General features: G+C 34.0%; 18 protein-coding genes. 12 read left to right on the plus strand and 6 right to left on the minus strand.

Annotated features, from left to right (window positions below; genetic code table 11):
• The first annotated feature begins 623 nt into the window (after positions 1 to 623).
• The 3 genes from A8B35_RS10385 (at position 624) to A8B35_RS10395 (ending at position 3665) form a co-directional block, all read left to right on the plus strand.
• Positions 624 to 2141, plus strand: coding sequence for a sulfatase (locus tag A8B35_RS10385; RefSeq protein WP_075602900.1), 1518 nt, complete (start codon positions 624 to 626; stop codon positions 2139 to 2141).
• A gap of 89 nt (positions 2142 to 2230) precedes the next feature.
• Entirely contained in the window at positions 2231 to 2572 is a 342-nt protein-coding gene (locus A8B35_RS10390; RefSeq protein ID WP_068472641.1) for a hypothetical protein, read from the plus strand.
• Between the two features lie 277 nt (positions 2573 to 2849).
• Positions 2850 to 3665 carry a universal stress protein gene (locus A8B35_RS10395; protein ID WP_068472643.1) on the plus strand — a complete coding sequence of 272 codons (816 nt, stop codon included), beginning with the start codon at positions 2850 to 2852 and terminating at the stop codon, positions 3663 to 3665.
• A 57-nt stretch (positions 3666 to 3722) separates the two neighbouring features.
• On the opposite strand, the gene glyA is transcribed toward A8B35_RS10395, so the two are convergent.
• Both glyA and A8B35_RS10405 read right to left on the minus strand, forming a co-directional pair.
• A complete protein-coding gene (gene glyA / locus A8B35_RS10400) occupies positions 3723 to 5003 on the minus strand; it encodes a serine hydroxymethyltransferase (protein ID WP_068472645.1) in 1281 nt (426 codons plus the stop codon).
• Between the two features lie 108 nt (positions 5004 to 5111).
• Positions 5112 to 6890, minus strand: coding sequence for a chloride channel protein (locus A8B35_RS10405; protein WP_068472646.1), 1779 nt, complete (start codon positions 6888 to 6890; stop codon positions 5112 to 5114).
• Between the two features lie 237 nt (positions 6891 to 7127).
• Here A8B35_RS10405 and A8B35_RS10410 point away from each other — a divergent pair, with 237 nt between their 5' ends.
• A complete protein-coding gene (locus A8B35_RS10410; RefSeq protein ID WP_068472648.1) occupies positions 7128 to 8846 on the plus strand; it encodes a DEAD/DEAH box helicase in 1719 nt (572 codons plus the stop codon).
• Between the two features lie 153 nt (positions 8847 to 8999).
• On the opposite strand, the gene A8B35_RS10415 is transcribed toward A8B35_RS10410, so the two are convergent.
• Entirely contained in the window at positions 9000 to 9551 is a 552-nt protein-coding gene (locus A8B35_RS10415; RefSeq protein WP_068472650.1) for an NUMOD4 domain-containing protein, read from the minus strand.
• A gap of 349 nt (positions 9552 to 9900) precedes the next feature.
• Between A8B35_RS10415 and A8B35_RS10420 the strand changes: the two genes are divergently transcribed.
• Positions 9901 to 10899 carry a tRNA dihydrouridine synthase gene (locus tag A8B35_RS10420; protein ID WP_068472652.1) on the plus strand — a complete coding sequence of 333 codons (999 nt, stop codon included), beginning with the start codon at positions 9901 to 9903 and terminating at the stop codon, positions 10897 to 10899.
• Here the strand turns inward: A8B35_RS10420 and A8B35_RS10425 are convergent.
• The gene (locus tag A8B35_RS10425) at positions 10896 to 12674 is read right to left on the minus strand and encodes a chloride channel protein (RefSeq protein ID WP_068472654.1); all 1779 of its coding nucleotides are present in this window, start codon (positions 12672 to 12674) and stop codon (positions 10896 to 10898) included. The two genes, A8B35_RS10420 and A8B35_RS10425, sit on opposite strands and share 4 nt — an antisense overlap.
• Before the next feature lie 226 nt (positions 12675 to 12900).
• Between A8B35_RS10425 and A8B35_RS10430 the strand changes: the two genes are divergently transcribed.
• The 7 genes from A8B35_RS10430 to A8B35_RS10460 all read left to right on the plus strand — a co-directional run bounded on the left by A8B35_RS10430 (position 12901) and on the right by A8B35_RS10460 (position 23497).
• Entirely contained in the window at positions 12901 to 13995 is a 1095-nt protein-coding gene (locus A8B35_RS10430; protein WP_068472656.1) for an AhpC/TSA family protein, read from the plus strand.
• A 294-nt stretch (positions 13996 to 14289) separates the two neighbouring features.
• A complete protein-coding gene (locus A8B35_RS10435; protein WP_068472658.1) occupies positions 14290 to 14877 on the plus strand; it encodes an RNA polymerase sigma factor in 588 nt (195 codons plus the stop codon).
• 90 nt (positions 14878 to 14967) lie between these two features.
• Positions 14968 to 16128 (plus strand): FecR family protein, encoded by a 1161-nt coding sequence (locus A8B35_RS10440; RefSeq protein WP_068472659.1) that lies wholly within the window; start codon positions 14968 to 14970, stop codon positions 16126 to 16128.
• Between the two features lie 26 nt (positions 16129 to 16154).
• The gene (locus tag A8B35_RS10445) at positions 16155 to 19799 is read left to right on the plus strand and encodes a SusC/RagA family TonB-linked outer membrane protein (RefSeq protein ID WP_083634409.1); all 3645 of its coding nucleotides are present in this window, start codon (positions 16155 to 16157) and stop codon (positions 19797 to 19799) included.
• Positions 19800 to 19832: 33 nt separating this feature from the next.
• Complete coding sequence (locus A8B35_RS10450; protein WP_075602901.1) at positions 19833 to 21314, plus strand: RagB/SusD family nutrient uptake outer membrane protein; 1482 nt, start codon at positions 19833 to 19835, stop codon at positions 21312 to 21314.
• 6 nt (positions 21315 to 21320) lie between these two features.
• The gene (locus A8B35_RS10455; protein WP_171973189.1) at positions 21321 to 22289 is read left to right on the plus strand and encodes a substrate import-associated zinc metallohydrolase lipoprotein; all 969 of its coding nucleotides are present in this window, start codon (positions 21321 to 21323) and stop codon (positions 22287 to 22289) included.
• A complete protein-coding gene (locus A8B35_RS10460) occupies positions 22289 to 23497 on the plus strand; it encodes a DUF4302 domain-containing protein (RefSeq protein ID WP_068472662.1) in 1209 nt (402 codons plus the stop codon). The genes A8B35_RS10455 and A8B35_RS10460 overlap by 1 nt, the downstream gene beginning before the upstream one ends.
• 105 nt (positions 23498 to 23602) lie before the next feature.
• Here A8B35_RS10460 and A8B35_RS10465 read toward each other — a convergent pair whose 3' ends face one another.
• Both A8B35_RS10465 and A8B35_RS10470 read right to left on the minus strand, forming a co-directional pair.
• Positions 23603 to 24628, minus strand: a complete 1026-nt coding sequence (locus tag A8B35_RS10465; RefSeq protein WP_068472664.1) for a hypothetical protein — start codon at positions 24626 to 24628, stop codon at positions 23603 to 23605.
• A gap of 11 nt (positions 24629 to 24639) precedes the next feature.
• Positions 24640 to 25929 (minus strand): phenylacetate--CoA ligase family protein, encoded by a 1290-nt coding sequence (locus tag A8B35_RS10470; protein WP_068472665.1) that lies wholly within the window; start codon positions 25927 to 25929, stop codon positions 24640 to 24642.
• Positions 25930 to 26008: the final 79 nt, after the last annotated feature.

The following is a 26008-nucleotide window of genomic DNA, read 5'->3' on the forward strand; positions in this document are numbered from 1 at the left end:
ACATTTTTCGAAACGAATAAAACATTAGAGGGTACAAATTAGGTATTCTATCGTCTAATAAAATATACCAAGTGCATAACTTTGTTACTAATTGTACGATTAATGAATTTGTAACGAAACTGTGAAGTGTACAGATAAAAGGTGAAGCTGATGTTATTTTTCAGAAATAATAGTCACTATTTCATATCTAAATAATTTACAGTTGTAGTCAATAGCGTCCTAAATGACTTTTAAATTTAAGTCAAAACTATTAACGAATAGTTTATTATCGCAATGTATTTTTTCATAGACTTATATTTAAGCGCCTTGTTGTGCTGGCCTCTTTACAAAAGGCTTTTGTTTTAGTTGGAGCTTTAGTAAGACTGGCTAGCTGAGAGCTTTGCTCTTAGATCCGCCAGCCGCACTTAAGCTACAAATAAATAAGAAAGGTTTTTGTAAAGCAGCCTTGATCTTTTTTGCTTCGTTTTTTCTATCAAGAGAAAAAATGAAGTTGGGTCTGCCGGCAGGCAGGTTTGGGCAAACAGCCCAATACGTTTTGATTATTTATCCCAATATTGAGTTATCGTAGAAAACTCGATGAATTGTTCATGTTAGTTATTATGCATCATAAAAATATTATTACAATGTCTATTTTAATAAAAACGGTGTTTGCAGTGTTCGTTATTTTTCTTTCTATCCCACTACAAGCGCAAAAGAATACAAAACCAAACGTACTTTTTATTGCCATTGATGATATCAATGATTGGGTAGGTCCCTTGGGCGGACATCCGCAAGCCAAAACGCCAAATCTCGATAAGTTTTGTAAAGAGGGCTCTGTTGTATTTAAAAATGCAGTTTGTGCAGCTCCTATATGCGGACCATCACGATCGGCTGTTTTATCGGGTTTTATGCCAAATAATACAGGGGTTTATGGCAATGCTACTAATATTTTAAATACCCCCATTGGTAAAACACACGCCATGTTACCCGAGTATTTTTCAAAGCATGGTTATTATACTTTGTCCGATGGTAAAATATTTCATAAGCACGCCACGGCACACGGTGTCGATTTTGGGCATTGGGCCTTTGATGAGCATCACCGCTCGCGCCGATATGTAAAAGAAGGCATTAAGCAAGAAACATTGTATAGTGCAAAGGGAGTTATAGCTGGCAAAAAGAATCCGGATTTTAAAGCTGCCTCTGGAGCAAAGTTAAGTTGGGCTTCAACCAAGTGCGATATTGATGGTACGGTAGATTATAAAGTGGTTAATTGGGCTAAAGATAAATTGGCACAAAGTTATGAGAAACCCTTTTTTATGGCTGTGGGACTTATTAAACCTCATTTACCATGGATTGTACCGCAAGAGTTTTTTGATATGTACGATTTAGAAACCATTCAGACCCCTGCACTAAATGAATCAGATTTAGATGATATTATCAATCCTAATGGTAAACTAACCCACAAACCAGATGCTGATTATCAGTGGGTAAAAAAGCATGGACTAGAGAAGGAGGCCACACGTGCTTACTTGGCAAGTATTAGTTATGCCGATGCCTGCTTGGGTGTATTATTCGATGCGCTTGAGAATAGTCCCTATGCCGATAATACTATAGTGGTTATTTGGGGAGATCATGGTTGGCATTTAGGCGAGAAATTAAGATACAAAAAGAATACACTATGGTCTGAAGCTACTAAAACGCCCTTTGTTATTCGTACACCTGATATGCATAAAATGGAGTATAGCGACAGAACGGTTAGTTTAATCGATATTTACCCTACACTGGTTGATTATTGCGGTTTGCCCGATAAGCAATTAGATGGCGTAAGTATAACCAAGTTATTATCTAAGCCAAATAGCAAATGGCAACGTCCGGGCATTACGGTATCCGCTAGTGGTACATCTGTAATGGGAGAGCGCTGGCATTATATCAGTAACCTATCCGGTTCCGAGGAGCTGTACGATTTAGATAACGATGCCTTAGAGTGGAATAACTTAGCATCAAACCCTGAATATAAAGATATTGTAAAGTCAATGAGGGTATGGGTGCCAAAGCATACAGAAGTTGCAGAACGCATCAATTATAAGAAACCTCCTAAATATGTTGATGCAGATGCTGACCCACGCATAAAAGAAGGTCGAGATTTGCATAAACTCAAATAACATTAGAAGAGATTATTACGCAGGTGATAATCTCTTTTTTGTTTTTCTATAGCGCTGTTTTATTACATTTGTACAGTAAAAATGAAGCAATGGATATTAGCGGAAAGTATAAGTTTACCGAGGATTTTGGATATGGAAAAGATGAAGGAGAGGCTTTTGTTATTCAAACAGGCTCAAAGCTAGAAGGCACCATGTCGTTTACTGAATCTATCGAAGGCGATGACCCATTTACGGTGGAGTGTATCATCGAAGGTGATGTAAATAAAGAGCAGGTTGAAATTAGGGTGAAAAGTTTCAAAACAAACGATGTTGAGTATTATCCAGAAACCAGAGTAGGTATAATTAATAATAAAGGCCAAATTGTAGGTTCTAGCGAAGATGAGCAAGGAATTTGCGGTGTTTTTGTATTTACGCCTATAGAAGATGTTTAGTGGCGTAGGTGATTTTTTTATTGCATCGCTATTGTTTCGGAATAAAATTAGCAGCAGACAATGGAATTAAGGGCTTACTCACAGTATTTCGAAGCAAATTTAAACGAATAAAATTTGTAACTTTATAAATATACAAGCGTATAAACATATACTACTTCGTGTTGTGTTTAACGAAACACATCATACTTTCTCTCCACGGTATTATTTTACCGTAATTCGTTGGTTAAAATAGAGGTCTAACTATTTTACCTTGCTTCAGATACTAAAAGACAATGTGATGAAAAATGTTTTATTACTGTCCGATTTTTCAAATACTGCGCGTAACGCAGCATTATATGCTCTTAAGATGTTTCAAGGTGAGAATGTTAGATTTACCTTGTTAAACTCCTTCGATCTTGAATTTAGTGGTAGCCCTTATGTGGTACAATTAAAGGATGAACTCGCTTTGGAAAGCGATAAAAGTCTAATCTCAGAAGTTGCAATCTTGCAACGTGCTTTTCCCAATACGCTTATTCAAGTAAAATCCATTTTCGGATCATTAATACAAGCTGTGCATGAGTTTATTTCCGATTATCAACCCGAGTTGGTTGTTCTTGGGTGTAGGGGCGAATCTGCATTAGAGAATTTTTTATTAGGCTCTAATGCATATGAGGTTATTAAAAACATTAATGCACCTATTTTGGTGGTTCCTAAAAGCGTGGAGTTTAAAAAGCCTGATAAAATTGTTTTTGCAACCGATTTAAAAGATGTTGACAATGATGAGGTAATTCAACCCGTCAGAAATATTGTAGATAAATTTCAATCGTCTCTTATGTTGGTTAATGTATTAGATGATCAACATGTAAACAGGTTAGATGCAGAAACAAAGATTGCAGCGCATTTCCCAAAAATAAATCTCAGTTTTAATTTTATCGAGGGTGATGATATTGCCAAAAGTATTCATGAGTTTGCTGATGAAAACGATGCAGAGATGATTACTTTGGTTAGGCATAATCTAGGGTTTCTTGATAGGCTGTTTAACCCAAGTGTAACAAAAAGAATGGTAATGCACCCTGAGCATCCCATGTTAATATTGCACGAAGAACTTGAATAGAAAGCAAAAAAAAGCCGACTCCTTTTTCTGAAGTCGGCTTAAAACATTATTTATTTTCTAGTATGCAAATAAAGGGAAATCCTTCATCATTGCATTAACTTTTTTAGCTACGTTGCTAAGTAAAGCTTCATCTTCAACATTTGAAAGCACTTCATCAATTAAGTCTACAATAGGAGCCATGTGCTCTTCTTTTAAACTTCTGGTTGTTAAAGCAGAAGTACCTACGCGAATACCAGAAGTTTGGAATGGACTTCTGCTATCATAAGGAACCATGTTCTTGTTGATTGTAATATCAGCTTTTACCAATGCTTTTTCAGCAACTTTACCAGTTAACTCAGGAAACTTAGTTCTTAGGTCAATAAGCATTGAGTGGTTATCTGTACCTCCCGAAATAACTTTATATCCTTTATCGATAAATGCTTGAGCCATAACCTTAGCATTCTTCTGAACTTGTGTTTGGTATTCAATATACTCAGGCTGAAGTGCCTCTAAAAATGAAACCGCTTTTGCAGCAATAACGTGCTCTAATGGTCCACCTTGTACACCTGGGAATACTGCAGAGTTTAATAACGAAGACATTTTACGAATAACTCCTTTAGGAGTTTTCTTTCCCCAAGGATTATCAAAATCTTCTCCTAATAAAATAATACCACCTCTTGGTCCACGTAAAGTTTTGTGAGTTGTAGAAGTAACAATGTGTGCATGTTTAACAGGGTTTTCTAATAATCCAGCAGCAATTAAACCAGCAGGATGGGCCATGTCAACCATAAACAAAGCACCAATCTCATCAGCTAATCTTCTCATGCGAGCATAATCCCACTCACGAGAATAAGCAGATGCTCCACCCACAATTAATTTAGGTTTGTGTTCGCGAGCCAATGATTCCATCATTTCGTAATCCACTAAACCAGTATCTTCTTTTACAGTATAGGCAATTGGCTCATATAATAAACCAGAACTATTTACCGGAGAACCGTGAGATAAGTGACCACCATGTGATAAATCTAAACCTAAAAATTTATCTCCTGGATTTAAAACAGCCATAAAAACAGCCATGTTTGCTTGTGCACCACTGTGTGGCTGAACGTTTGCATATTCAGCACCATATATTTTACAAAGACGCTCAATCGCTAACGATTCACTTTGGTCAACAACTTCGCAACCGCCATAATAACGAGCACCCGGGTATCCTTCGGCATACTTATTTGTCATGTATGAACCCATCGCTTCCATTACTTGCTCACTTACAAAGTTTTCAGAGGCAATTAGTTCAATGCCATTAAGCTGGCGTTGATGTTCTTTTTTAATCAGATCAAAAATTTGTTCGTCGCGTTTCATACTCGTTATTGTATTTTAGTTTTTGAAATGTAATTTCTATCTATTTGGGTTAGTACCTGATTTATTTAGGATTGCAAATTTAAACTTTAAATAGATTTATTAAAATTTTTATTCATCGGAAAAGTGAATTAACACTCTTCGGTATACCGAGAATATCTTCGACTTTGAAACAAAGCCCATGTATTTATTGTTTTCGATAACCGGAAGATTCCAAGCGCCAGTTTCTTCAAACTTCTTCATAACCGAATCCATACTCTCGTTAATCTCAATAAAACCAGGAGGAACTTGCATGAAATCCTCAACTACCGTATCGTCGTATCTATCATGGTTAAACATGATTTCTCTAATGTCATCGAGTAAAACAATTCCTTTTAGCTGACCTTTAGAACCAATTACTGGAAATAAATTTCTTTTTGCTTTAGATATGGTTTTCACCATTTCTCCAAGCGTATCGGTTGATTTAACGGTTAGGAAATCAGTCTCTAATACTTTATTGAGTCGCATTAATGTGAGTACTGCCTTGTCTTTATGGTGTGTTAATAACTCTCCTTTTCGTGCAAGTTGTTTAGTATATATTGAGTGTGGTTCAAAATACATAATTGTCAAATAGGAGATTACACTCGTCATCATTAATGGAGCAAACAATTCATATCCATGCGTAATTTCTGCTATTAGAAATATAGCTGTTAGTGGCGCATGAAGAACACCAGCCATAATTGCAGCCATACCAACTAAAGTAAAATGACTTTCGGGTAGTTCAACTAAGCCCGTCATGTTAATTATCCTTGCAAAGAAATATCCGGTTACACCGCCAGTAAAAAGTGACGGAGCAAAAACTCCACCAACACCACCACTACCTGTTGTGGCTGCTGTAGCAAACACTTTAAATAGAAGAAGCATTCCTAGCAAAACAACAAGCATCCATTCGTTATCTTTTAATTGATAAAATAATGAATTGTCGAAGAGTAATTGGCTATCTCCATTGAGCAGACCAGTTATGGTTGAATATCCCTCCCCATATAGTTGCGGCATTATAAAAATCAGAGAACTTAGTATTAATCCTCCTGCAGCAACTCTTAACCAAGGGCTATTTACGGCTCTTAATTTATTCTCAGACCACATTAGCATACGAGAGAAGTACAATGAAACAAAACCGCCCAATACACCAAGTACAATATAATATGGGATATTGTTTAATATAAAAGGGGTTTCCAGAGTCCATGAAAATTCGGCAGCATCGCCAAGAAAGAAAAATGCCACCATTGCAGCACTAACCGCAGCAATTAAAAGCGGAATTAATGAAGCCATGCTCAAGCCAAGCATCAATACCTCTAGTGTAAACACTAGTCCGGCAATGGGAGCCTTAAAAATACCAGCAACAGCTCCTGCAGCACCACACCCAATAAGTAGTGTGATGGTTTTATAATTCTGATGGAATAGCCTTCCCAGAGATGAGCCTATTGAAGCCCCGGTTAATACAATGGGTGCCTCAGCACCAACCGACCCACCAAAACCAATTGTGAAAGTACTGGCAATTATAGACGAGTAATTATTATGGTTTTTAATTTTGCCACTGCCTTTACTAAGGGCATAAAGAATTTTAGAAACACCATGGCCTAAACTATCTTTAATGATATTTCGGGCAAAGATGACTGATATAAATATACCAATCATTGGCAGAATTAATAATACGTAGTTTTGAGAATCTGTTTGTAGGTGCCCCGTAAGAAGGTGATGAGTGAAGTGGATGAGGTTTTTTAACAAAACTGCTGCTAATCCGCTTAAAAGGCCAACCGCTAAACTTAATATTAATACAAAATTACGTTGATTAATATTTTTAACGCGCCAAATTAAAAATCTTCTAAATATAATTGATGCTTTTGCCATAGAGGGTGCAAAAGTAATTAATTAATTAGTAGAATTAGCAGAAAAAGCGAGCTAGAGTAAGCAGATTAACGTTAATAAAACATAATTGATAATTGAAAATTGGTAATTAAACTTACCTTTGCGCTCGATTTACCGATAAGAGTAAGTCATAATTTCATTACGTAATTCTAGTATGCTTCTGTTTTCCAGTTTATTATTTGGTTGAGATGTGGGGGTAAACTGGATAAATTGGTACATATGATAACATTTAAAGAATTAGGATTGTCTGAGAATATTCTAAAGGCAATTGATGAATTAGGATTTGTAAATCCAACCCCAATTCAGGAAAAGTCTATCCCTGAGTTAATAAACAACAAATCTGATTTAGTAGCCTTAGCGCAAACAGGAACAGGAAAGACTGCAGCCTTTGGTTTACCAGTATTAGAAAGAATTGATATTTCTAATAACAAAGTACAAGCTTTGATGCTTTGTCCAACACGTGAGTTGGCACTTCAAATCAGTAGAGATCTTGAGAATTTCAGTAAACATATGAAAGGACTTCATGTAACTTCTGTATATGGAGGAGCTGATATTCAAAAACAAATCAAAGAGTTAAGAAGAGGTACACATATTGTAGTTGGTACTCCAGGACGTGTTAATGACTTAACAAAGAGAGGAATACTAAAATTAGCTAACCTTGAGTATTTGGTTCTTGATGAGGCTGATGAGATGTTAAACATGGGATTTAAAGAAGAATTAGATTCTATTATTGGTAACACTCCTGATTCTCGTCAATCTTTATTGTTCTCTGCGACAATGCCAAAGGAAATTGCCAGTATGGCAAAAAGATACCTTACTGATCCAGTAGAGTTAAAAGTTGGTAAAACAAATTCAGGAGCAAATACAGTAGATCACCAATACTATATGGTTCATGCTAAAGATCGATATTTGGCATTAAAGCGTTTAGCAGATATACATCCTGATATTTATGGAATTGTTTTCTGTCGTACCCGTTACGAAACCAAAGAGGTTGCTGAAAAACTAATGTCTGATGGTTATAGTGCAGATGCTTTACATGGTGATTTATCTCAAGCACAGCGTGATCAAGTAATGCACCGTTTCCGTAACAAGAATATTCAAATACTTGTTGCTACAGATGTTGCTGCTCGTGGTATTGATGTTAACGAGTTGACTCACGTTATTAACTATAACCTTCCGGATGATATAGAGGCATATACTCATAGAAGTGGAAGAACAGGTAGAGCAGGAAAAACAGGTACAAGTATTGCCATTATTCATACTAAAGAATCAAGTAAGATTCGTGAAATTGAGCGTATTTCAGGTATCAAGTTTACTAAAAAATTAATTCCTTCAGGAGAAGAGATTTGTCAACGCCAATTATTCCATTTAGTTGACAGAGTTGAGAATGTTGAAGTGAATCACGAACAAGTAGATTCTTTTTTACCAAGTATTTTCGAGAAGCTTGAAGGTTTTGATAGAGAAGAATTAATTAAACGTTTTGTATCTGTTGAGTTTAACAGATTTATTGCCTATTACGAAGGTGCTAAAGACTTAAATGTTTATAGAAAAGAGCGTGATGATTTCGGCGGAGGACGTTCAAACCGCAGAGACCGAGGAGATAGAGGTAACTTTGCTAGAATGTATATTAATGTAGGTAAGGCTAAAAATCTTACAGCACCGCGTTTGATGGGAATCGTTAATGAGTATTCTGGTAAAAACAAAATAGGTTTTGGTAAAATTGAAATTTTAAGAAACTTCTCTTTCTTTGAAGTGGATGAGGGTAATAAGTCAGATATTATCTCAGCCTTAAAGGGGAAAGCATTTGAAGGGGAAACCTTACACGTTGAACAAGCTTCAGCTAAGCCAAGTGGTGGCGGAGGCGGTGGCCGTAAAGGTGGCGGTAACTATGGAAACGGTGGTGGAAATAGACGACGTTCAGATAAACGAAGAAGATAGTTCCTTCAAAAACAATATTTCAAAGGTTGCCTCAGTTTAGGCAGCCTTTTTTTTATTAAAAAAAATGGTATAAAAAAAGACTGTCGGTTTGGAGCGACAGTCTTTTTGATCGATAGTTTAGTTGTACTGGTTAGATGGTACGTCTTTAATATTTTATACGGTGGCCCAACAAGCCTTGTTTTTAATTCTTGAGATCTGCATCTCACTAACGCAAAATAGCTGAGCAATCACTTTTTGTTTATGCCCTTTTTTTAGCATTGTTTTAATTGCATTTACATCTTTCGGCTTTAACTTTGAACGAGTAACAATACCACCTTTTTCTTGTCGTGCTTTTGTCATTCTTTCTTTAGCTCTATTAAAGCTTTCAACTTTTGTCATCCACATTAAGTTTGAAACTTGATTATTAATTTTGTTCCAATCTTTATGTCCTACAACTTCTTGTAGTTCGTTATCTTTTGCGATAAAGGCCTCTGCAACTAATTTGTGCACAAGGCATGTTTTCTTTTTACTATTGATAATAATATTTACACTATTATAACCTTTAATTTGTCCTTGTTTAACAAATTTACCTTCGGGCTTACTGGTGTAAAAACTGATTATTCTACCATAATTACTAATACTGTATTTGTTGTTAGAATTAGCAATTGTTCTCCATTTTTCGTTCGTTAGCCTTGTTAGTTTGGTTTGGTTAATGATTGGGTCCATTACTCTTAATAGTTAAGGGGGTTATAAGCATTTTAATTCGTATTTGATGTTACAAATGTATGCTAAGAAACTGTCTTATCCAAACAGGAAGGTGTTTGTAAGTGATTGTATTGGTGAGTTTTGTAATTGGGGTTGTCGTGTTTTTTAAATGAAGTATCGAAGTTTTTATACGAAATGTATTCTTTTTTAAATGAAGTAAAAAATGTATTTTTTTTCAAAAAATGTGCATATTAATTTATCTATAAATGTTGATATTTTAGTTCTGGTCAACTATTTTATAGTATTATTGTTTATTACACGAATTAGCCTTGGTGAATTGTAAATTCAATCAGGTTTTAATATTTATTAAATGAGTTTTTGGAATACCTTAGATAGTTTTTTTGCACTTGCTCCGATGGAGGATGTAACAGATACCGTATTTAGAGAAATGGTATTGAGGAATACACATACAAATAAAATGAATGTAGTTTTCTCTGAGTTTCTTTCAACAGATGGCTTTTGTCATCCTATAGGGAGAGAAAAAGTGTCGCATCGTTTTTTTATAAATGATTCCGAATTAGAGTTGTTGAAACAAAAGGATGTTAAGTTGGTAGCGCAAATTTGGGGAACAGACCCGAAAAAGTTTGCAGAAACAGCTGAATATATTACCAACCACACTCCTTTTGATGGTATTGATATAAATATGGGTTGTCCTCAAAAAAACATTATAAAAAAAGGAGCTTGTTCAGCCTTGATTAATACCCCAGAATTGGCCAAAGAGATTATTCACTCAACTATTAATGCAACTACATTACCTGTGAGTGTAAAAACGCGCATAGGGTTTAAATCAGTTAATACAGAAGAATGGGCGACTACATTACTATCTACACCTATAAAAGCATTAACAGTACATGGAAGGACACAAAAGATGATGTCTGATGGTGTTGCGGATTGGAATGAAATTAGAAAGGTGGTAGATCTTCGCAATAAATTAGGATTAAAAATCCCAATTATTGGAAATGGAGATGTAACAAGTATTGATGATGGAAATACCAAGATTAGTGATTACTTGACTGATGGGGTAATGGTTGGAAGGGGAATTTTTTCCGATTTCTGGTTTTTTTCTAATAAAAAGGAAGTAAGTATTGAGGATAAGCTTAGCGCGATGCTACTACATGCTGAATTATACCATAATACTTGGGAAGGACAGAAGCCTTGGGTTGTATTGCGTCGGTTTTTTAAAATTTACACCTATCATTTGCCGCAGGCTGCGAAGCTACGTGATGGAGTTATGAATACGAATAGTTTAGAAGAATTGAAGCAAATTATTTTTGAATATAGAAAAACTATTGATGCTTTAGTCGACTAATAATGCGACGAAAATCGTTTCATTTGATTTCTATAGGCGGTGTATGCATTGGCTCTTGATATAAAGCCAATGTATCGCCCTTCATCAACAACAGCAATATTAAATCGACTTGATTTACGAAATAAGTTGACTAATTCTTCCATATTACTATCTGGTGTGATATAGTATTCTGGCATATACATGATATCTTCAACCATAACAGTATTGTATAATTCAGGTTTGAAAATAATACCTCTAATATCATCCATCTTTAACATTCCTCTTAAAATCCCTTTATCATCTACTACTGGAAAAATATTACGATGCGCTTTTGATATAATTTCTACTAAATCTCCTAGGGTAGCATCTGGTGCAACAGGAGCAAAATCCTTCTCGATAAGTTTCTTTACATCCATAACTGTCATAATATTTTGGTCTTTGTCATGGGTCAACAATTCATTTCTGTGTGCAAGTTGATGCGTGTAAACAGAATGTTTTTCAAATGATTTTGCAGTAATGTAAGATGTTGTTGCTGTAATCATCAATGGTAGAAACATCGAATAGCCTCCCGATAGATCGGCAATAAGAAATAATCCGGTTAAGGGAGCATGAAGAACCCCTGCTATCAGCCCACCCATACCGATCAGGGCGAAGTTCCGTTCCGATAATTGAACCCAACCAAATTTGTTGATAATTGTAGCGAAAAGAATGCCTGTGTTGGCACCCATAAAAAGGGTAGGAGCAAATATTCCCCCTACGCCACCGCTGCCAAATGTTACTGATGTGGCAATTACTTTGATACCAATTGTAAGCATTAATGCGATTATAAGAGTAACAAAATTATCTTGAAAATATGCGAAAATACCAATGTTATTTAAATAGTTAACATCGCCGCTTAATGCAGAATTTATTTCTTGATAGCCTTCCCCAAATAATTGAGGAAACAGAAACATTAAAATACCTAAAATACTAGCGCCAATAAATAAACGTTTACCAATACTGCTTGTGTTTTCAAATAGTCCTTCTATATATTTATAGGTTCGTGTAAAATAGGTAGCAATTAAACCACAGCTAAGTCCAAGAAGTATATAGAAGAATAATTCTTCTATATCGTACGTGTGGGTTACGTCAAAGGGGTAAACAACTTCAGTACCTAAAAAGATATAGGATACTGTAACGGCAGAAGCCGATGCAATTAATAGAGGTACGAGTGAGGCTAAAGTTAAGTCGAGCATGATCACTTCTAAAGCAAATACTATGGCCGCGATAGGTGCCTTGAATATGGCTGACATGGCACCAGCACAGGCGCAGCCAAGTAATAGGGTTATTTGTCTGTAATTTAGGTGTAAAAAACGACCTAAGTTAGAACCTATAGCCGCACCTGTTGATACCGTAGGTCCCTCTAATCCAACAGATCCTCCGAAGCCAACAGTTAATGAACTGGCAATAACAGAGGAAATCATGTTGTGCTTATTCATTTTACCCTGTGTTTTCGAAATAGCATATAATACATTCGGTATACCATGCCGAACAGGTCTTTTTACAATATATTTAATAAAAAGAACAGTTAATAGAATTCCTATACCTGGGGCAATAATGAAAAACCACCCATTCGTACTATTGTCAATTACATGATGTACTAGATCGTGTATTTTTTGTACCAGCATTTTAATGGTTACTGCAGCTAAACCTGAGGCGACTCCTATAACGATGCTTAATGCAATAATAAATTGTCTATTAGTTACATTTTTTAATCGCCACTTGAAGAGTTTTATAAGTAGGTGTTTTTTCTTCATAGATTAATTTTCTGCCCTTAATTTATGAAAAATTAGATTGCGAATGTGTTTATATGCTAATATTCTATATGGTTATTATTCATATTTGATTTTGGGCTAATTTATTATATTGGCATCCTCTTTAGAGAGATTGAAAATTGACCATATTAATACATTAGAAAGTGGTTTAGAATAAAACAAAATGAGATTAAAATTCTAACATAAATTATAAAGTAACTATTAGATTATGAATAAAATAATAATTGGATTTTCGTTAATGGTATTGATGCTAGCATCGTGTAATACAAAAAATAAGTTTAGCCTTAAGGGAAATCTTAAAGGGGCTGAAGGGAAAAATATTACACTTAGTATGTACGATAAAAGTGGCGTTAATGTGATTGATACCTTATCGATTGTTGATGGTGCGATTAACTTTGAATTAGAATTATCAGAACCTGTTTTGTTAATACTTGGAGAAAGTGGTAAGCGAGGGGCTGCTAGTTTTTTTGCTGATAATTCTGATTATACAATTAATGGTGATGCAGAAAACTTATTAGATGTAGAAATAAGTGGAGGTGATATATATAACTTATATAAAGAAGCAAATAATGCAGATGATAAGTTGCGTGAGATTAGTGCAGAATTGAGAGAAGCATATGTAGCAGCCAGTAACGAAGGGGATACAGCTAGAGCAAATTCTATTTCAGAAGAATACGATGGGGAAGTTAAGAAGGTAGAAGAATTTAAATTGGAGTTAGTAAAACAAAACTCAAGTTCTCCTGTCTCAGCATTTCTTATTTACGAGCAGTTTCGTCATAAAGCACTTGAAGAAATAGCGTCAGGATTTTTATTGTTAGATAAATCTTTAGAGAGCTGTACTTATTATGAGGCTTTGGTTAGTCGAAAATCTAAATTAGAGTCAGTAGCTGTTGGGAAGAAGGCTCCAGATTTCGAATTACTCGATGTTGATGGTAAACCATTTAGTTTATCTTCGGTAAAAGCAAAAGTATTACTAGTTGATTTTTGGGCAAGCTGGTGTGGCCCGTGTAGAGCTGAGAATCCGCATGTAGTTGAATTGTATAATGACTATAGCGACAAGGGTTTCGATGTTTTAGGGGTTTCTTTAGATAAACAAAAAGATGCTTGGTTAAAGGCTATTGAAGATGATAAGCTGACATGGAATCATGTTTCTGATTTAAAAGGTTGGAAAAACGAAGCTGCACAATTATATGCAGTTAATAGTATACCGCACACTGTATTGCTAGATGAGAATGGGGTGATTATTGCTAAAAATTTGAGAGGAGAAGAGTTAAGAAAGAAAGTAGCTGAGCTGCTTGATTAAAAAAGTTAAATAAGATGTGTAGTAAAAAAGCTTGACTAGTAGTCAGGCTTTTTTTTGCACTATAAAAGTAATCTATTACTTTTACGCCGCATTTGTTGATGAATTATTATTCATTTACCACTTTTGTTGTCAAAATGCTACAAGGTGTTTAGACTTAAGTATCGTTATTATAATAGTTCTTACTTCCACGTTTCAACCAAATTACTAACAAAATCAACATTGCAGTCTTTTATAGTTTGGTAATACCTGCTGCTCAATAATTATAGAAGTGAGTAGCATTTTTCTTTTTGCATTATGAGTGATATAAGTAACACATCTTATCGGTTATTGGTAAAACAACTTCAGACTAGTGATGAAGCAGCTTTTGAAAAGGTGTATGATTTAATGGCGTCAAAAATTTATCATTTTGTGAAGTTGTCGATAAAAAATAAGGAAGATGCTCAAGAAATTACTCAGGAGGTATTTATTAAGTTATGGAATGAGCGAGAAAGGATAGATTCGTCTAAATCTCTTCAGTCTTTTCTATACGTTATAGCAAAAAATAAAATTAACGATCACTTGAGAAAAGTATTAAATGAGAAAAAATATCTTGAGAGTATTATTCATTCCTATAATATTTTAGATGATGATTTAGTCAATATTATAGACTTCAGAGATACCGAGAAGGTTATATTAAAACTAATATCTATGTTACCAGAACGACGTAGGCAAGTGTTTGAATTAAGCAGGTTTAAAGGTTATACTTATAAGGAAATATCTAAAGAATTAGGAATATCTGAAAATACAGTTGATACACAAATAAGAAAAGCATTAGCTAATTTAAAAGAGGGGTTGTTGCGATTATCTATTTATTTATTGCTAGTAATAGGTGGTATTATTTAAGGGTATCGGTATATAAATGTTGTTTTTTTTAAAAAAAAAGCAATCTAGAGTCACGGAACATTAAAACTCAAACGTATTATAGTATAGTTGATGGATAATAATTCAAAAATATCAAAGCATATAGGTTCTATTTTAAATAAAAAAAGAATTAAAATAGATGAAGCAGAAGAGTTAACTGAATTTGTTAATAATTTTTCTGAGAGTATTGATGTCGATAATTATTTGAAGAATAATTGGAATGAAGCTGATGGAGATATAAAATTGCCTCATATGCTTCAAGCAATAAAAAAGAAAAGTAATATAAGTAGTCAAGAAAAAATAAAATGGTATAAAACAATTTGGTTCGAAAGAATATCTGTAGCTAGTGTTTTATTAGTGTTGTGCATTGGAACAATGTTTTATATAAAATCATCTCAACCAGAAACAGAATCTTTAATTGGCAAAGCAGGGCTTAAGGTTGTTGAGGATCAAATAACATTATCCGTTGGAGGTGATGTTTTTAATTTGTCGAAAAAGAATATTGCATTTAATAAAAATAAAGCAGAAGTAAATGGAACAGAGAGTCAGCTTGTGGTTAATGCTATTGAAGAAGAAAGTAAAACTATTAGTGTAGCTCAATGGAGCACCCTAAAGGTTCCAAAATTAAAAAACTACTTTATAAAACTTTCAGATGGTACTAAGGTGTGGTTAAACGCTTGTTCCGAGATAAAGTTTCCTGATCATTTTGTTGATGGAAAAAGGGAGGTTTTTATTAGCGGAGAGGCCTACTTTGAGGTTCAATCAGATGTGAATAATCCATTTTTTGTAAATACCAATAATTCTGTTATTCAAGTTACAGGTACTAAATTTAATGTTAATAACTATAGAGATGAGCTTAATACGGTTACTTTATTAGAAGGTAAGGTATCTGTGAAAGTAGGAGAAGAAAAGTATCATATATTGCCTGGTCAACAACTGGTTCGTGGTAATGATGGGGAATGTAATATATTAAAAGTTGATGCAGCGCTTTATTCAATGTGGAAGGATGGAGTTTACGAGTTTAGTAATATGCCAATAAAAGAATTGGCATGTAGATTAGAGCGTTGGTATGATGTTGACTTTGAGTTTGAGAATGATTCTATTGCGAGTGATTGCTTTAGCGGAATGATTAAAAAAGAGTATGATATAAAGTATTTTATACAAGTTTTAGAAAAAACTACAAATTATAAATTTACACTACAAGGATCCAAAATAGTAGTAAAAGAAGAGTAACCTAAATTTTAAAATAGTAAGAGCTTATGAAAAAGCCTTTGTCTTTTTTACCCTTCTGGATTCCAGATAGGTATAGGGATTCTTATGTCCCAATTCGAATATCATTTTTGGTATTTATATTTTTATTTTCCAACTTCTCTTTATTTGCTAAAGCGCAAGGTAATATAATATTACAAAGAGATGTGTTAACAGTTGAAGAGCTGTTTAAAGAGGTTAAAACACAAACAGGCTACACCGTTATATACAATAATAGTAAGCTTAATGGGGCAGATGTTATAACATTGCCAAAGCAAAATCTTGAGCTTGATAATTTAATGCACGCAGTGTTAAAAGAACGTGCCTTAGATTATGAAGTTGAAGGTGATTATATAATTGTAAGGCCGCAAAAAGCACCTAACTCACAGGATCAAACGGCTATTAAAAAAATTGCAGGAACAGTTGTTGATGAAGAAGGTTATCCTTTGCCAGGTGTTGCTGTTTTAATTAAAGGCACACAAAAGGGAACGGCTACAAATATTGATGGTGAGTTTCAAATGTCTGTACCTACAGATGCCATTATAGTGGTATCCTTTATTGGTATGATTACTCAAGAGGTAAGTATAGAAGGTCGTACAAAATTAGTGGTAACATTAAAGTCTGAACTAACTGATTTAGATGAGGTAGTTGTTACAGGTTATCAGCGAATTGATCGACGACTTTTTACAGGTTCTGCTGCTAAGCTAAATACAGAAGAAGTTAAGCTTGACGCTGTCCCTGATGTATCAAAATTTCTACAAGGTCAGGTAGCTGGAGTTTCAGTAGACAACGTTTCTGGTACGTTTGGAACAGCACCAGTTGTTCGTATACGTGGTAATGCCTCAATTAACGGAAATAACAAACCTCTTTGGGTAGTTGATGGAGTTATACTTGAAGATTTAGTAGAGGTAACAGCTGATGATTTAACATCAGGTAATTTGTCAACAGTATTGAGTTCTGGTGTCGCCGGGTTAAATCCTGATGATATTGAGGATATTCAAGTACTAAAAGATGCCTCTGCTACTGCTTTATATGGAGCACAAGCCATGAATGGTGTTATAGTAATTAATACCAAGAGTGGTAAGAAAGGAAAAATGCGTGTTAACTATTCGGGTAGTGTAGCTGTTAAGGAAAGACCCAATTACGGACAGTTTGATATTGCTAATTCAGCTGAAGAAATTTCTCTATATAAAGAATTAGCGCGCAAAGGTTGGATTGATTTACCAGGTTCAGTTAGAGCTAAAGATTATGGGGTTATGGGTAAAATGTACTCCGAAATAGCTAAAAATAATATTGGATGGGGTGCAAACGGAACTGTTAACGAGGCATTCCTTTCAAAGTATGCTAACGCTAATACCGATTGGTTTGACGAGTTGTTCCAAAATTCAATAGTTAATCAACATTCACTAAGTTTCTCTGGTGGATCTGAAAAGATGAATTATTACGCATCTCTAAGTTATTATAACGATAACGGTAGAACAATTGCTGATAACGTATCTAAATATACAGGTACAATGAAAATGGATTTTCAGTTAACTGATAAATTTAATGTTGGTTTGAAATTATCTTTTTCTCATAGAGATCAGGAGTTACCCGGTTCAAAAGATAGAGAATTCAATGCTGTAGAGGGCGTTTATAAGCGCGATTTTGATATTAATCCTTTTAGTTATGCTTTAAATACCAGTAGAAGTATGCGTGCATATGACGAAAATGGAGATTTAGAATATTTTAGAAGAGATTATAATCCCTTTAACATAATTCACGAGCTTGAAAATAATAAGGTTGAATTAGCGGCTACTGATTTAGTGGGCCAATTAAATTTAGATTATCAGTTTACCAAAGATTTATCTATTAATTCGATAAGCCAAATTCGAAGAAATACGGCTTTGCGCGAGCATATGATTCATGAGAATTCTAATCAGGCCAATGCTTATCGTGCTATGGATACCCAATTTATAAGAGATGCAAATCAATTATTATTTAGCGATCCTGATTTTCCTAACTCAAATCCATACTCAATTCTACCAACTGGTGGGTTTTATAACACAGTGGATAATAGTTTAGATTTTTTCTCTACAAGAAATTCTATTTCGTACAATCCAACAATTAATGATACCCACATAATGAGTTTCTTGTTCGGGCAAGAAATAAAGTATGCAAACCGTAAAGAAATTTCAAGTAATGGCTGGGGAATTCAATACGATAGAGGTAATCTCTATAGCGAACATGCAATGCTTTCAAAGTATTTGAGTTTACAAAATCAGAATAGAGAATCTCTAGATGAGGTTAAAGATCGTTTTATGGGTTTGTTTTTTAATGCAGCTTATTCGTATAAAGGTAAATATACTTTTAACGGAACAGTAAGGCGAGATGGGTCTAATCAGTTAGGTAAAACTAAAACAGCCAGATATCTAAATTCATGGAATGTAAGTGGTAAATGGAATATCACAGAAGAGAATTTTATGGAAGGCATAAATGGGATTAATTTACTTAGCTTAAAATCTACCTATGGTTTAAGTGGGGTGATGGGGCCATCAGCAAGTGCTATTGAAAAATTAATTGCTTACCAAACATGGCGTCCTTATGATAAGGAAACTGGTATTGAAGTTGAGGATTTAACTAATGAGGATTTGTCCTGGGAAAAAATGTATGAGTTCAGTTTAGGAATGGAAGCTGCATTTTTGAATAATAGGATTTATACTGATTTTGCTTACTACCAACGTAATTCTTTCGATTTAGTAGGCTCTGTTCGCACTTCAGGAGTTGGCGGAGAGCATATTAAGTATGGTAATTTTGCAGATATGGAAACCAAAGGTTTCGAAATTATGCTGAATACTGTAAATGTAATAGTTAGTCACTTTAAGTGGAACAGCAGTATTAACTTAGATTATAATACAAACGAAATTACAAAGCTCGATAATTACAATACTTTTAATGAATATGTAAGTAATACCGGAGGTAATATGTTAGGCAAACCACGAAGAGGTTTGTATTCTGTTGAGTTTGCTGGCTTAGATCAATTCGGACTACCTCAGTTTGTGAATACCGAAGGGGAACCCATGGATGAGAACTTAAACTGGCAAGAAAGAAAGGATGCTGAAAAGTATTTAAAATATGAAGGTTTGTTAGATGCACCTTTATCAGGAGGATTTAATAACACATTCGAATATAAAAACTTATCCTTAGGTGTTGGTTTGGTATTCAGAGCAGGTAACAAAGTTCGTTTAGATGATTTATTCACAAGTGAACCTGAAAAAATGGGCACACAATCTATATCTAAAGAGTTAGTTAATAGATGGTCGGCTCCAGGTGATGAAAACTATACCAACGTTCCTGCCATAATGGATATGAGATTTGATAAAGATCTCGATAGTCAAAGCTTAAATATCTACGAAATGTATAATAAAAGTGATGTTAGAGTTGCTGACGGTAGCTTTGTTCGATTAAGAAATATTAGCCTTGGTTATAATATTCCTGCAACGTTTGCAAAAAAGATGGGTATGCAAAGAGCTAAAGTGTCATTTCAGGCACAGAATATATGTTTGTTGTACTCAGATAGTAAGCTAAATGGTTTAGATCCCGAGTTTTATAGATCTGGTGGCGTTTCTCTTCCCGTACCACGTACTTATACATTTAGTTTAAATCTTAGTTTTTAATGAGATATGATAATGAAAAGTAAAAATATATATATGAAATACACATATACATTATTAATTGTACTATCTCTATGTTGTTCAGGTTGTAACGATTTCTTAAACGAGGCACCTGATAATAGGATAGAAGTTAATACACTCGATAAGGCTTCCGAGCTTTTAGTTGCTGCTTATCCAAATGTAGATTACTTATTTACAGATTGGTTTACCGAAGAGGCTGAATATATAGAAACCAATAATCAAACTCCACTGATGACAGAGTCTTTTATGTGGGAAGAGTTAGGGAGTTATGATGATACTAACTCTCCATCAGGATATTGGTATGCCGCATATAAATCCATTGCTCAGGCAAACTCAGCTTTAGAGGCTTTGGAAAATATCGAAGATGAGGATGATGTTTATAGAAATGCTATTAAAGGAGAAGCATTCCTGTGTAGAGCTTATTCACACTTTATGATTGCTACATTATTCTGTAATAATTATGATAGCACAACAGCAATTAAGGACATGGGTATTCCTTATGTAGCGGAAAGTGAAAAGCAACTCATAAAAGAGTACGATAGGGGAACATTAGCTAATACCTATGAAAAAATAGAGGCAGATCTTTTAGCAGGTTTAAAATTAGTTAGCGATGATTATTACAGTGGAAGTAAAAAATATCACTTTACTAAGCAAGCAGCTTATGCCTTTGCATCACGGTTTTATTTGTATAAAAAGGATTATAATAAATCTATTGAGTATGCAGATAAAGTATTTGGTGGCTCAGCAATAAACAAAGCTTATATAAAAGATTTAATTGCCTATTCTGAGCAGTCTGGTGTAACTGAAAAAATGCAGTTTTATATAAACAACGGCGATGCTAGTAATATATTAATAGTCGAAAAGCTAGTAAGTATAGGGTTACGTCATAATTACGGTTACCGAACAGCTATTAAATCATGGAATGCATTGTTTGAGGCTACTATTTTTTCTGGTAATGATTTCAGATATCGTTATATGTCTTACTATGGTGATGGGAGCAGGAATGTTATCAAAGCAGCAAAGTTTGATGAAGAATTTTACAAAGAAAGTTTAACAGCAACAACAGGGTATCCGTTTTATGTGCAAGCTGTATTTAGAGGAGAAGATTTACTCTTTAATAGAATAGAATCATACATACAGTTAGGGGATTTAGATAAGGCTTTAAACGACTTGAATGAGTTTTCTCAGTATCGTTACTCTACCCCAGTTGCCCTTACAATATCAGATGTTCAAGCCTATTACACAACAGTAGATGAAGAAGGTGTTACAGTTGTTCCGAGTGAGAAAGAAGCTTTATTGCAATTGTGTTTAAGCGAAAAAAGAAAGGAATACATACATGAGGGAATGAGGTGGTTTGATATTAAACGATATAATATCGAGGTAACTCATATAACATTTGATCATAAGAAGTTAGTGTTAGAAAAAAATGATCTGCGTAAAGTATTACAGATACCTATAGATGCAACTGAAGCTGGCTTAACTAAGAATCCAAGATAAATGAATATGAAGAATATAAAAATTATACATATACTATTACTTTTAGTTTTTATAACTAGTTGTAATGATGATGAGGCTCCTATTTATGTCCCTGATGAGCTTGAGGAATCTACCGATTTGATAGATGTGTACTTTAAAGATAACTTTCTCGAGCCATACGGAACTGCAGTCCGATGGCGCTGGGATGATAAGTTAGTTGATAACTCAAAAAGAGTTACCCCAATTAAGCGTGAATTTTGTATACCTATGGGTAACTTTATTAAAAACTTTTGGATAGCTCCATTCGAAAAAACAGAGGATGGTAAATCTTTTATTTATGAGCTTTTCCCACCAGAGGTTATGTTAATTGGTTCGCCAATGTATAATTCAGATGGAGAATCAATAACCCTTGGCTATGCTGATGCCGGTGTACGAATTACATTTACTCAAGTCAATGAGTATGATTTAGGTAATCCAGATTGGGTTTTGATGCAGTTAAGAACTGCAGAGCATGAGTTCGGACATATTGTTCATCAAAATTACAATTTACCAAATGGTTTAAAAGAGGTAACTCCTGCTAATTACAAATCTAATAATTGGCTAAATCTAGCTGGAGATGTTCAACAAAGCAACCCACGTATTTCACGCGAAGCTATATCATTAGGTATGGTATCAAATTATGGAACTTCTGATGTTAATGAAGATTTTTGCGAACTACTCTCAATTTATATCACTTCTGAAGTAGCGGAGTTTGAAGAGCGTTATTTAACGCATGAACCAGAAGAAATTATAAAACTAGATGATGGAACTGAGATTGAGCCGAACGCAGATGCTGCAGAAGTAAATGCAGGGCGAGATTTTATTGCTATTAAATTAAAGTTAGTTAAAGATTACTATTGGGAGAAATTTAAAATTGATCTTGATGTTTTACGAGACGAAATTGTATTTAGACTAAAAAATCCAAATAACCCTAATGGGGATAAATCTGATAAATAATGAAACATATATATTACATATTAGGTATCTGTATCCTTCTTATTTCATCTTGTACCGATGAAACTGAAGAAGTTTTTAAAGAAAGTCCTGAGGTTCGGATGTCCGGAGTGTTATCAGAATATCAAAATATTCTTATGAGTGGAGATGGACAGTGGTTAGCTTATTATGGAGGAGAGGCTATTTTAATGCACTTTTACAATGATAGTGTTGCTTTCAAATCAACATTTAACAATGGAAATGATGATAGAACAATAACTTACCGAGTAGGTGCTTCTCAAGCTCCAGAGCTTATATTTGAAACGCACTCGGTTTTTCATTCTTTATACGAATTGGATAGAGCCAATAGAGAGTATGAGTTTTTATTTGAAGAAATAAGTGATACTGAAATTACTTTCATCAGTAAAACTGATTTAGGTGCAGATAAAACCCGTATTGTTTTTGTTAAAGGTGTACCAAGTGATATTGATGATGCAAGAAAATTAAAACCAATAGTAGATTCATTGTCTTATTTTAAGGATTTCTATGTTGATGATAATCCTATTAATTATAGGCTTGTTACATTATCAGGAAAGACCTTTGTGAAGAATATTCAGGAGGATGGATTAATTGTAAATACACCATTAGATATGGGTATTACTAGGGATGGAGTCATTTTTGTGCCATCTCTGGAGATAGAAGGAGAAAGTGTGAGTGAATTTGTATTCGACGAAACCTCAAGCGTTTTTACGGCAAAAAACACTAGTAAAAAAATAGAAATTAGAGTTAGTGAGGATACACATTTTTCTAACTCGGATGTGTTTAGTAAGTTTATGGAGGTTGATTTTAAAGGGTTAATAAATACCTCATACTCTATGGATTCAGTGTTAACCTATTTACGCAAAGATGTTCCTAATTTTAGTGGAGTACAGTTTTATGTTATTAGAGGATGGACTTTAGCTTACGCTCCAGGTAGTGAAGGTGGTAATTGGGCCGGACTTTCTGATTTTCACTATAATAAAAGAGATGATAATAATTTACTAATAACATGGGATTATCTTGTTTGGGGAGGTTCTTTTTGGGAACTCTTTTACTATAGTAGAGGTGGAGATATTCTTTTCAATGAGTTTCTTCTTGATCCTAATGGTATTTATGTTGATGAGGTGGGAAGTGGAGAATACATCTTAGTTAGTAATACCGATCCTTCAAAATATATTCAATTAAACGATTAATAGTGTATTTTAATATTATTGTGGTAATAATACCTTAACGAAGGTGTTAATCTATTTGTATTAAAATTTAAGGGGGTGAATTGCTAAATGCATTTCGCCCTCTTTTTATATTATACTCTTTAAGTAATTAACAATTTTATTATCCTTAGGTAATAATCTACCGAGTTTTAGTAATGGATTAATAAGCATTAGAGGACCTGATAAGTAATTAGAGCTTGCACCATAACATTTAATTTCTTTAGCACCACTACTAATCTTGAATTTAGCTAATCCATCACCATCTTTTGTAGGGGGTCTTCCTCCTAGGTTATAAGTTTTTATGTTATTTTCATGAAATTGAGAAACTAGCTTCTTACTCAGAAATGACGACATACCATATTTGTATCCAAAGCTATTACATCCTTTTAAAAGCATGTAGGCGTAATTATTACAAGTAAAAACCAGTTCGGCACAATTAATTTTATCCTCATTGCTTGTTCCGTATATGGTTGTGCTGTCGTTATTATGCATTCTTTTTAGTGTTTTATTATTGAAAAACCTTAAGTAAAAATGATCATAATCTTTATCAAATTTCGATTTGCGCTTATCGTGTGTAGATTTAATAAGAGTATCGAGCTGATTGAATAAATTAGCAATGTTACCTGTTTGTATAGAAGTGTTTTGTTTAAAAGCTTTTTTTACATTACGCTTAAATTGTGATCCATACTTTATTGTGTCAGCATCTTTTACCGGAATTATATACTCTACACGTTCCGTTCGGTATAGCTCTTGGCTGGTATATTTTAAGCTGTGTTTGTTATCATAAGAACCAATATTAAGTTTCAAAAATCTATTATAAAGGCTGAATTGATATAAACTATCTAAGCATTTATTATAATGATCTTCATTAAGTTCTCTTAATGCTGGGCCAGAATAAAAATATAACTCATACCCTTTGATCGTTTTATTGTTGACAATTAGCCCAGCGATTTTAGCAATTTTAGAAGATCCATCGTTAAAATCAATGTAAATCGGTTCTGTATCTTCATCGTATACCAAGTTAAGCCATTCAGGAGTACAGAAAACACTATGTTGAAACTCAATTAGGTCTTGCTTCCATTTAGTCTCGGGTATAACAGATATATCATACATATTGATCTTGGTTAGTTAGAGATTAGTGAAATAAACCTTCTGAATTTACCCATTTTAGATCGTTCAATGTTTTCAACTTGACTCACTATAATTGTTACATCTTCATTGAGTCTATTATCGATTAGTTTTTTAAGAAGCGTTATATCTTTATCTTGAATGTCAATAGATGCCACAATGAGAATCTGAAAATCAGATATTGTTTTTTGTATAACTCTATACTCTATCAGTGCTTTAAATTTCTGTGCAAAATCCTTTATAATATAATAGAAGAAGGTATCTCCTGGGAGTTTTCTTCCTGAAGGCAAAAACATTAGCTCTTCTTTTCTACCTTCTAATTTGGTGATATATCTTTTATTGTCAACTGTTTCAATGCATCCAAGATCACCAATGTCATAGCGAATAAAAGGTGTTGCCTTATTAAATAAAGATGTACAAATAATACGGCCAAGTTGACCATCGGGAACTAGGTTGTCTGATTCATCAACAATTTCAATGTATAGTAATTCCTCTGATAATTTCCACTTATTAGTTTCACCAAATCCTATAATGCCAAGCTCAGAAGCTCCATACTCATTTGCAATTGGCAATTTCGTAGTCTCTCGTATTAAAATTTCATCTTGTTCAGAGCAGGTTTCTGCTGTAACTATAATGGCTTTTAATCGGGGGCATACCTCTTTTAATATGATTTGTTGTTTTTTTAAGTAATTACAAAACGAAATTATGGGAAATGAATAACCATATATATATTCTAATCGGTGTAATCTAAATTTTCTAATCCAACGCTCAAAAGTGCGATCCGATAAATCAAGTAAAGAAAACCGGTGTCTATTAGAAATATAATCTTTAAGTTTTTCTTTCAGATTTTCTTTTGAGTTAGATGGGCTCCCAAAAAACCTAGCTTGTTTATCATTAAGGGAGATTCCTAACTCTTTATATCTGTTACTAAATAACATCCATGTTAACGCATGGTTAAAATAGTCTAATGCGTAATAAAAGGGAGTTCCTGTCGAACCAGAAGTATTTCTTATGTAATATTTTTTATATCTGGTTTTATTTCTTGAAGTATCAACTCGGAGATCTTTTTTTTCAAGGATGGGTATATCACTCCATTTGTGAATAGGTTTAGTTACAAGGGTTTTATAATGGGAGTTATTCTTAAAGTGGTATTTGAATATTTCAAAACACTTTTCTTCTTGCCAAGAGGATGTTTCCTTAACCGTAGAAATTTTGTTAAAGAATTCACTAGCTTTCTTTACTGGGAACCCCTTTAACTTTAATAATGTATTAAAAGAAAAAGACAAAGTGATATTTTTTTTAGTTTAGAAGATTAAAAATATTCAATTTTTATTTAATAATAACTGTTTTTTCCACTAAAAGACA

It is taken from the genome of Saccharicrinis aurantiacus, from assembly GCF_001660705.2.
In the GTDB taxonomy this organism is placed as follows: Bacteria; Bacteroidota; Bacteroidia; order Bacteroidales; family Marinilabiliaceae; genus Saccharicrinis; species Saccharicrinis aurantiacus.

Bases quoted from the DNA above. Each gene is read 5' to 3' on its own strand.
- A8B35_RS10385 (WP_075602900.1), top strand. From the start codon at position 624: ATGTCTATTTTAATAAAAACGGTGTTTGCAGTGTTCGTTATTTTTCTT.
- A8B35_RS10390 (WP_068472641.1), top strand. From the start codon at position 2,231: ATGGATATTAGCGGAAAGTATAAGTTTACCGAGGATTTTGGATATGGA.
- A8B35_RS10395 (WP_068472643.1), top strand. From the start codon at position 2,850: ATGAAAAATGTTTTATTACTGTCCGATTTTTCAAATACTGCGCGTAAC.
- glyA (WP_068472645.1), bottom strand. From the start codon at position 5,003: ATGAAACGCGACGAACAAATTTTTGATCTGATTAAAAAAGAACATCAA.
- A8B35_RS10405 (WP_068472646.1), bottom strand. From the start codon at position 6,890: ATGGCAAAAGCATCAATTATATTTAGAAGATTTTTAATTTGGCGCGTT.
- A8B35_RS10410 (WP_068472648.1), top strand. From the start codon at position 7,128: ATGATAACATTTAAAGAATTAGGATTGTCTGAGAATATTCTAAAGGCA.
- A8B35_RS10415 (WP_068472650.1), bottom strand. From the start codon at position 9,551: ATGGACCCAATCATTAACCAAACCAAACTAACAAGGCTAACGAACGAA.
- A8B35_RS10420 (WP_068472652.1), top strand. From the start codon at position 9,901: ATGAGTTTTTGGAATACCTTAGATAGTTTTTTTGCACTTGCTCCGATG.
- A8B35_RS10425 (WP_068472654.1), bottom strand. From the start codon at position 12,674: ATGAAGAAAAAACACCTACTTATAAAACTCTTCAAGTGGCGATTAAAA.
- A8B35_RS10430 (WP_068472656.1), top strand. From the start codon at position 12,901: ATGAATAAAATAATAATTGGATTTTCGTTAATGGTATTGATGCTAGCA.
- A8B35_RS10435 (WP_068472658.1), top strand. From the start codon at position 14,290: ATGAGTGATATAAGTAACACATCTTATCGGTTATTGGTAAAACAACTT.
- A8B35_RS10440 (WP_068472659.1), top strand. From the start codon at position 14,968: ATGGATAATAATTCAAAAATATCAAAGCATATAGGTTCTATTTTAAAT.
- A8B35_RS10445 (WP_083634409.1), top strand. From the start codon at position 16,155: ATGAAAAAGCCTTTGTCTTTTTTACCCTTCTGGATTCCAGATAGGTAT.
- A8B35_RS10450 (WP_075602901.1), top strand. From the start codon at position 19,833: ATGAAATACACATATACATTATTAATTGTACTATCTCTATGTTGTTCA.
- A8B35_RS10455 (WP_171973189.1), top strand. From the start codon at position 21,321: ATGAAGAATATAAAAATTATACATATACTATTACTTTTAGTTTTTATA.
- A8B35_RS10460 (WP_068472662.1), top strand. From the start codon at position 22,289: ATGAAACATATATATTACATATTAGGTATCTGTATCCTTCTTATTTCA.
- A8B35_RS10465 (WP_068472664.1), bottom strand. From the start codon at position 24,628: ATGTATGATATATCTGTTATACCCGAGACTAAATGGAAGCAAGACCTA.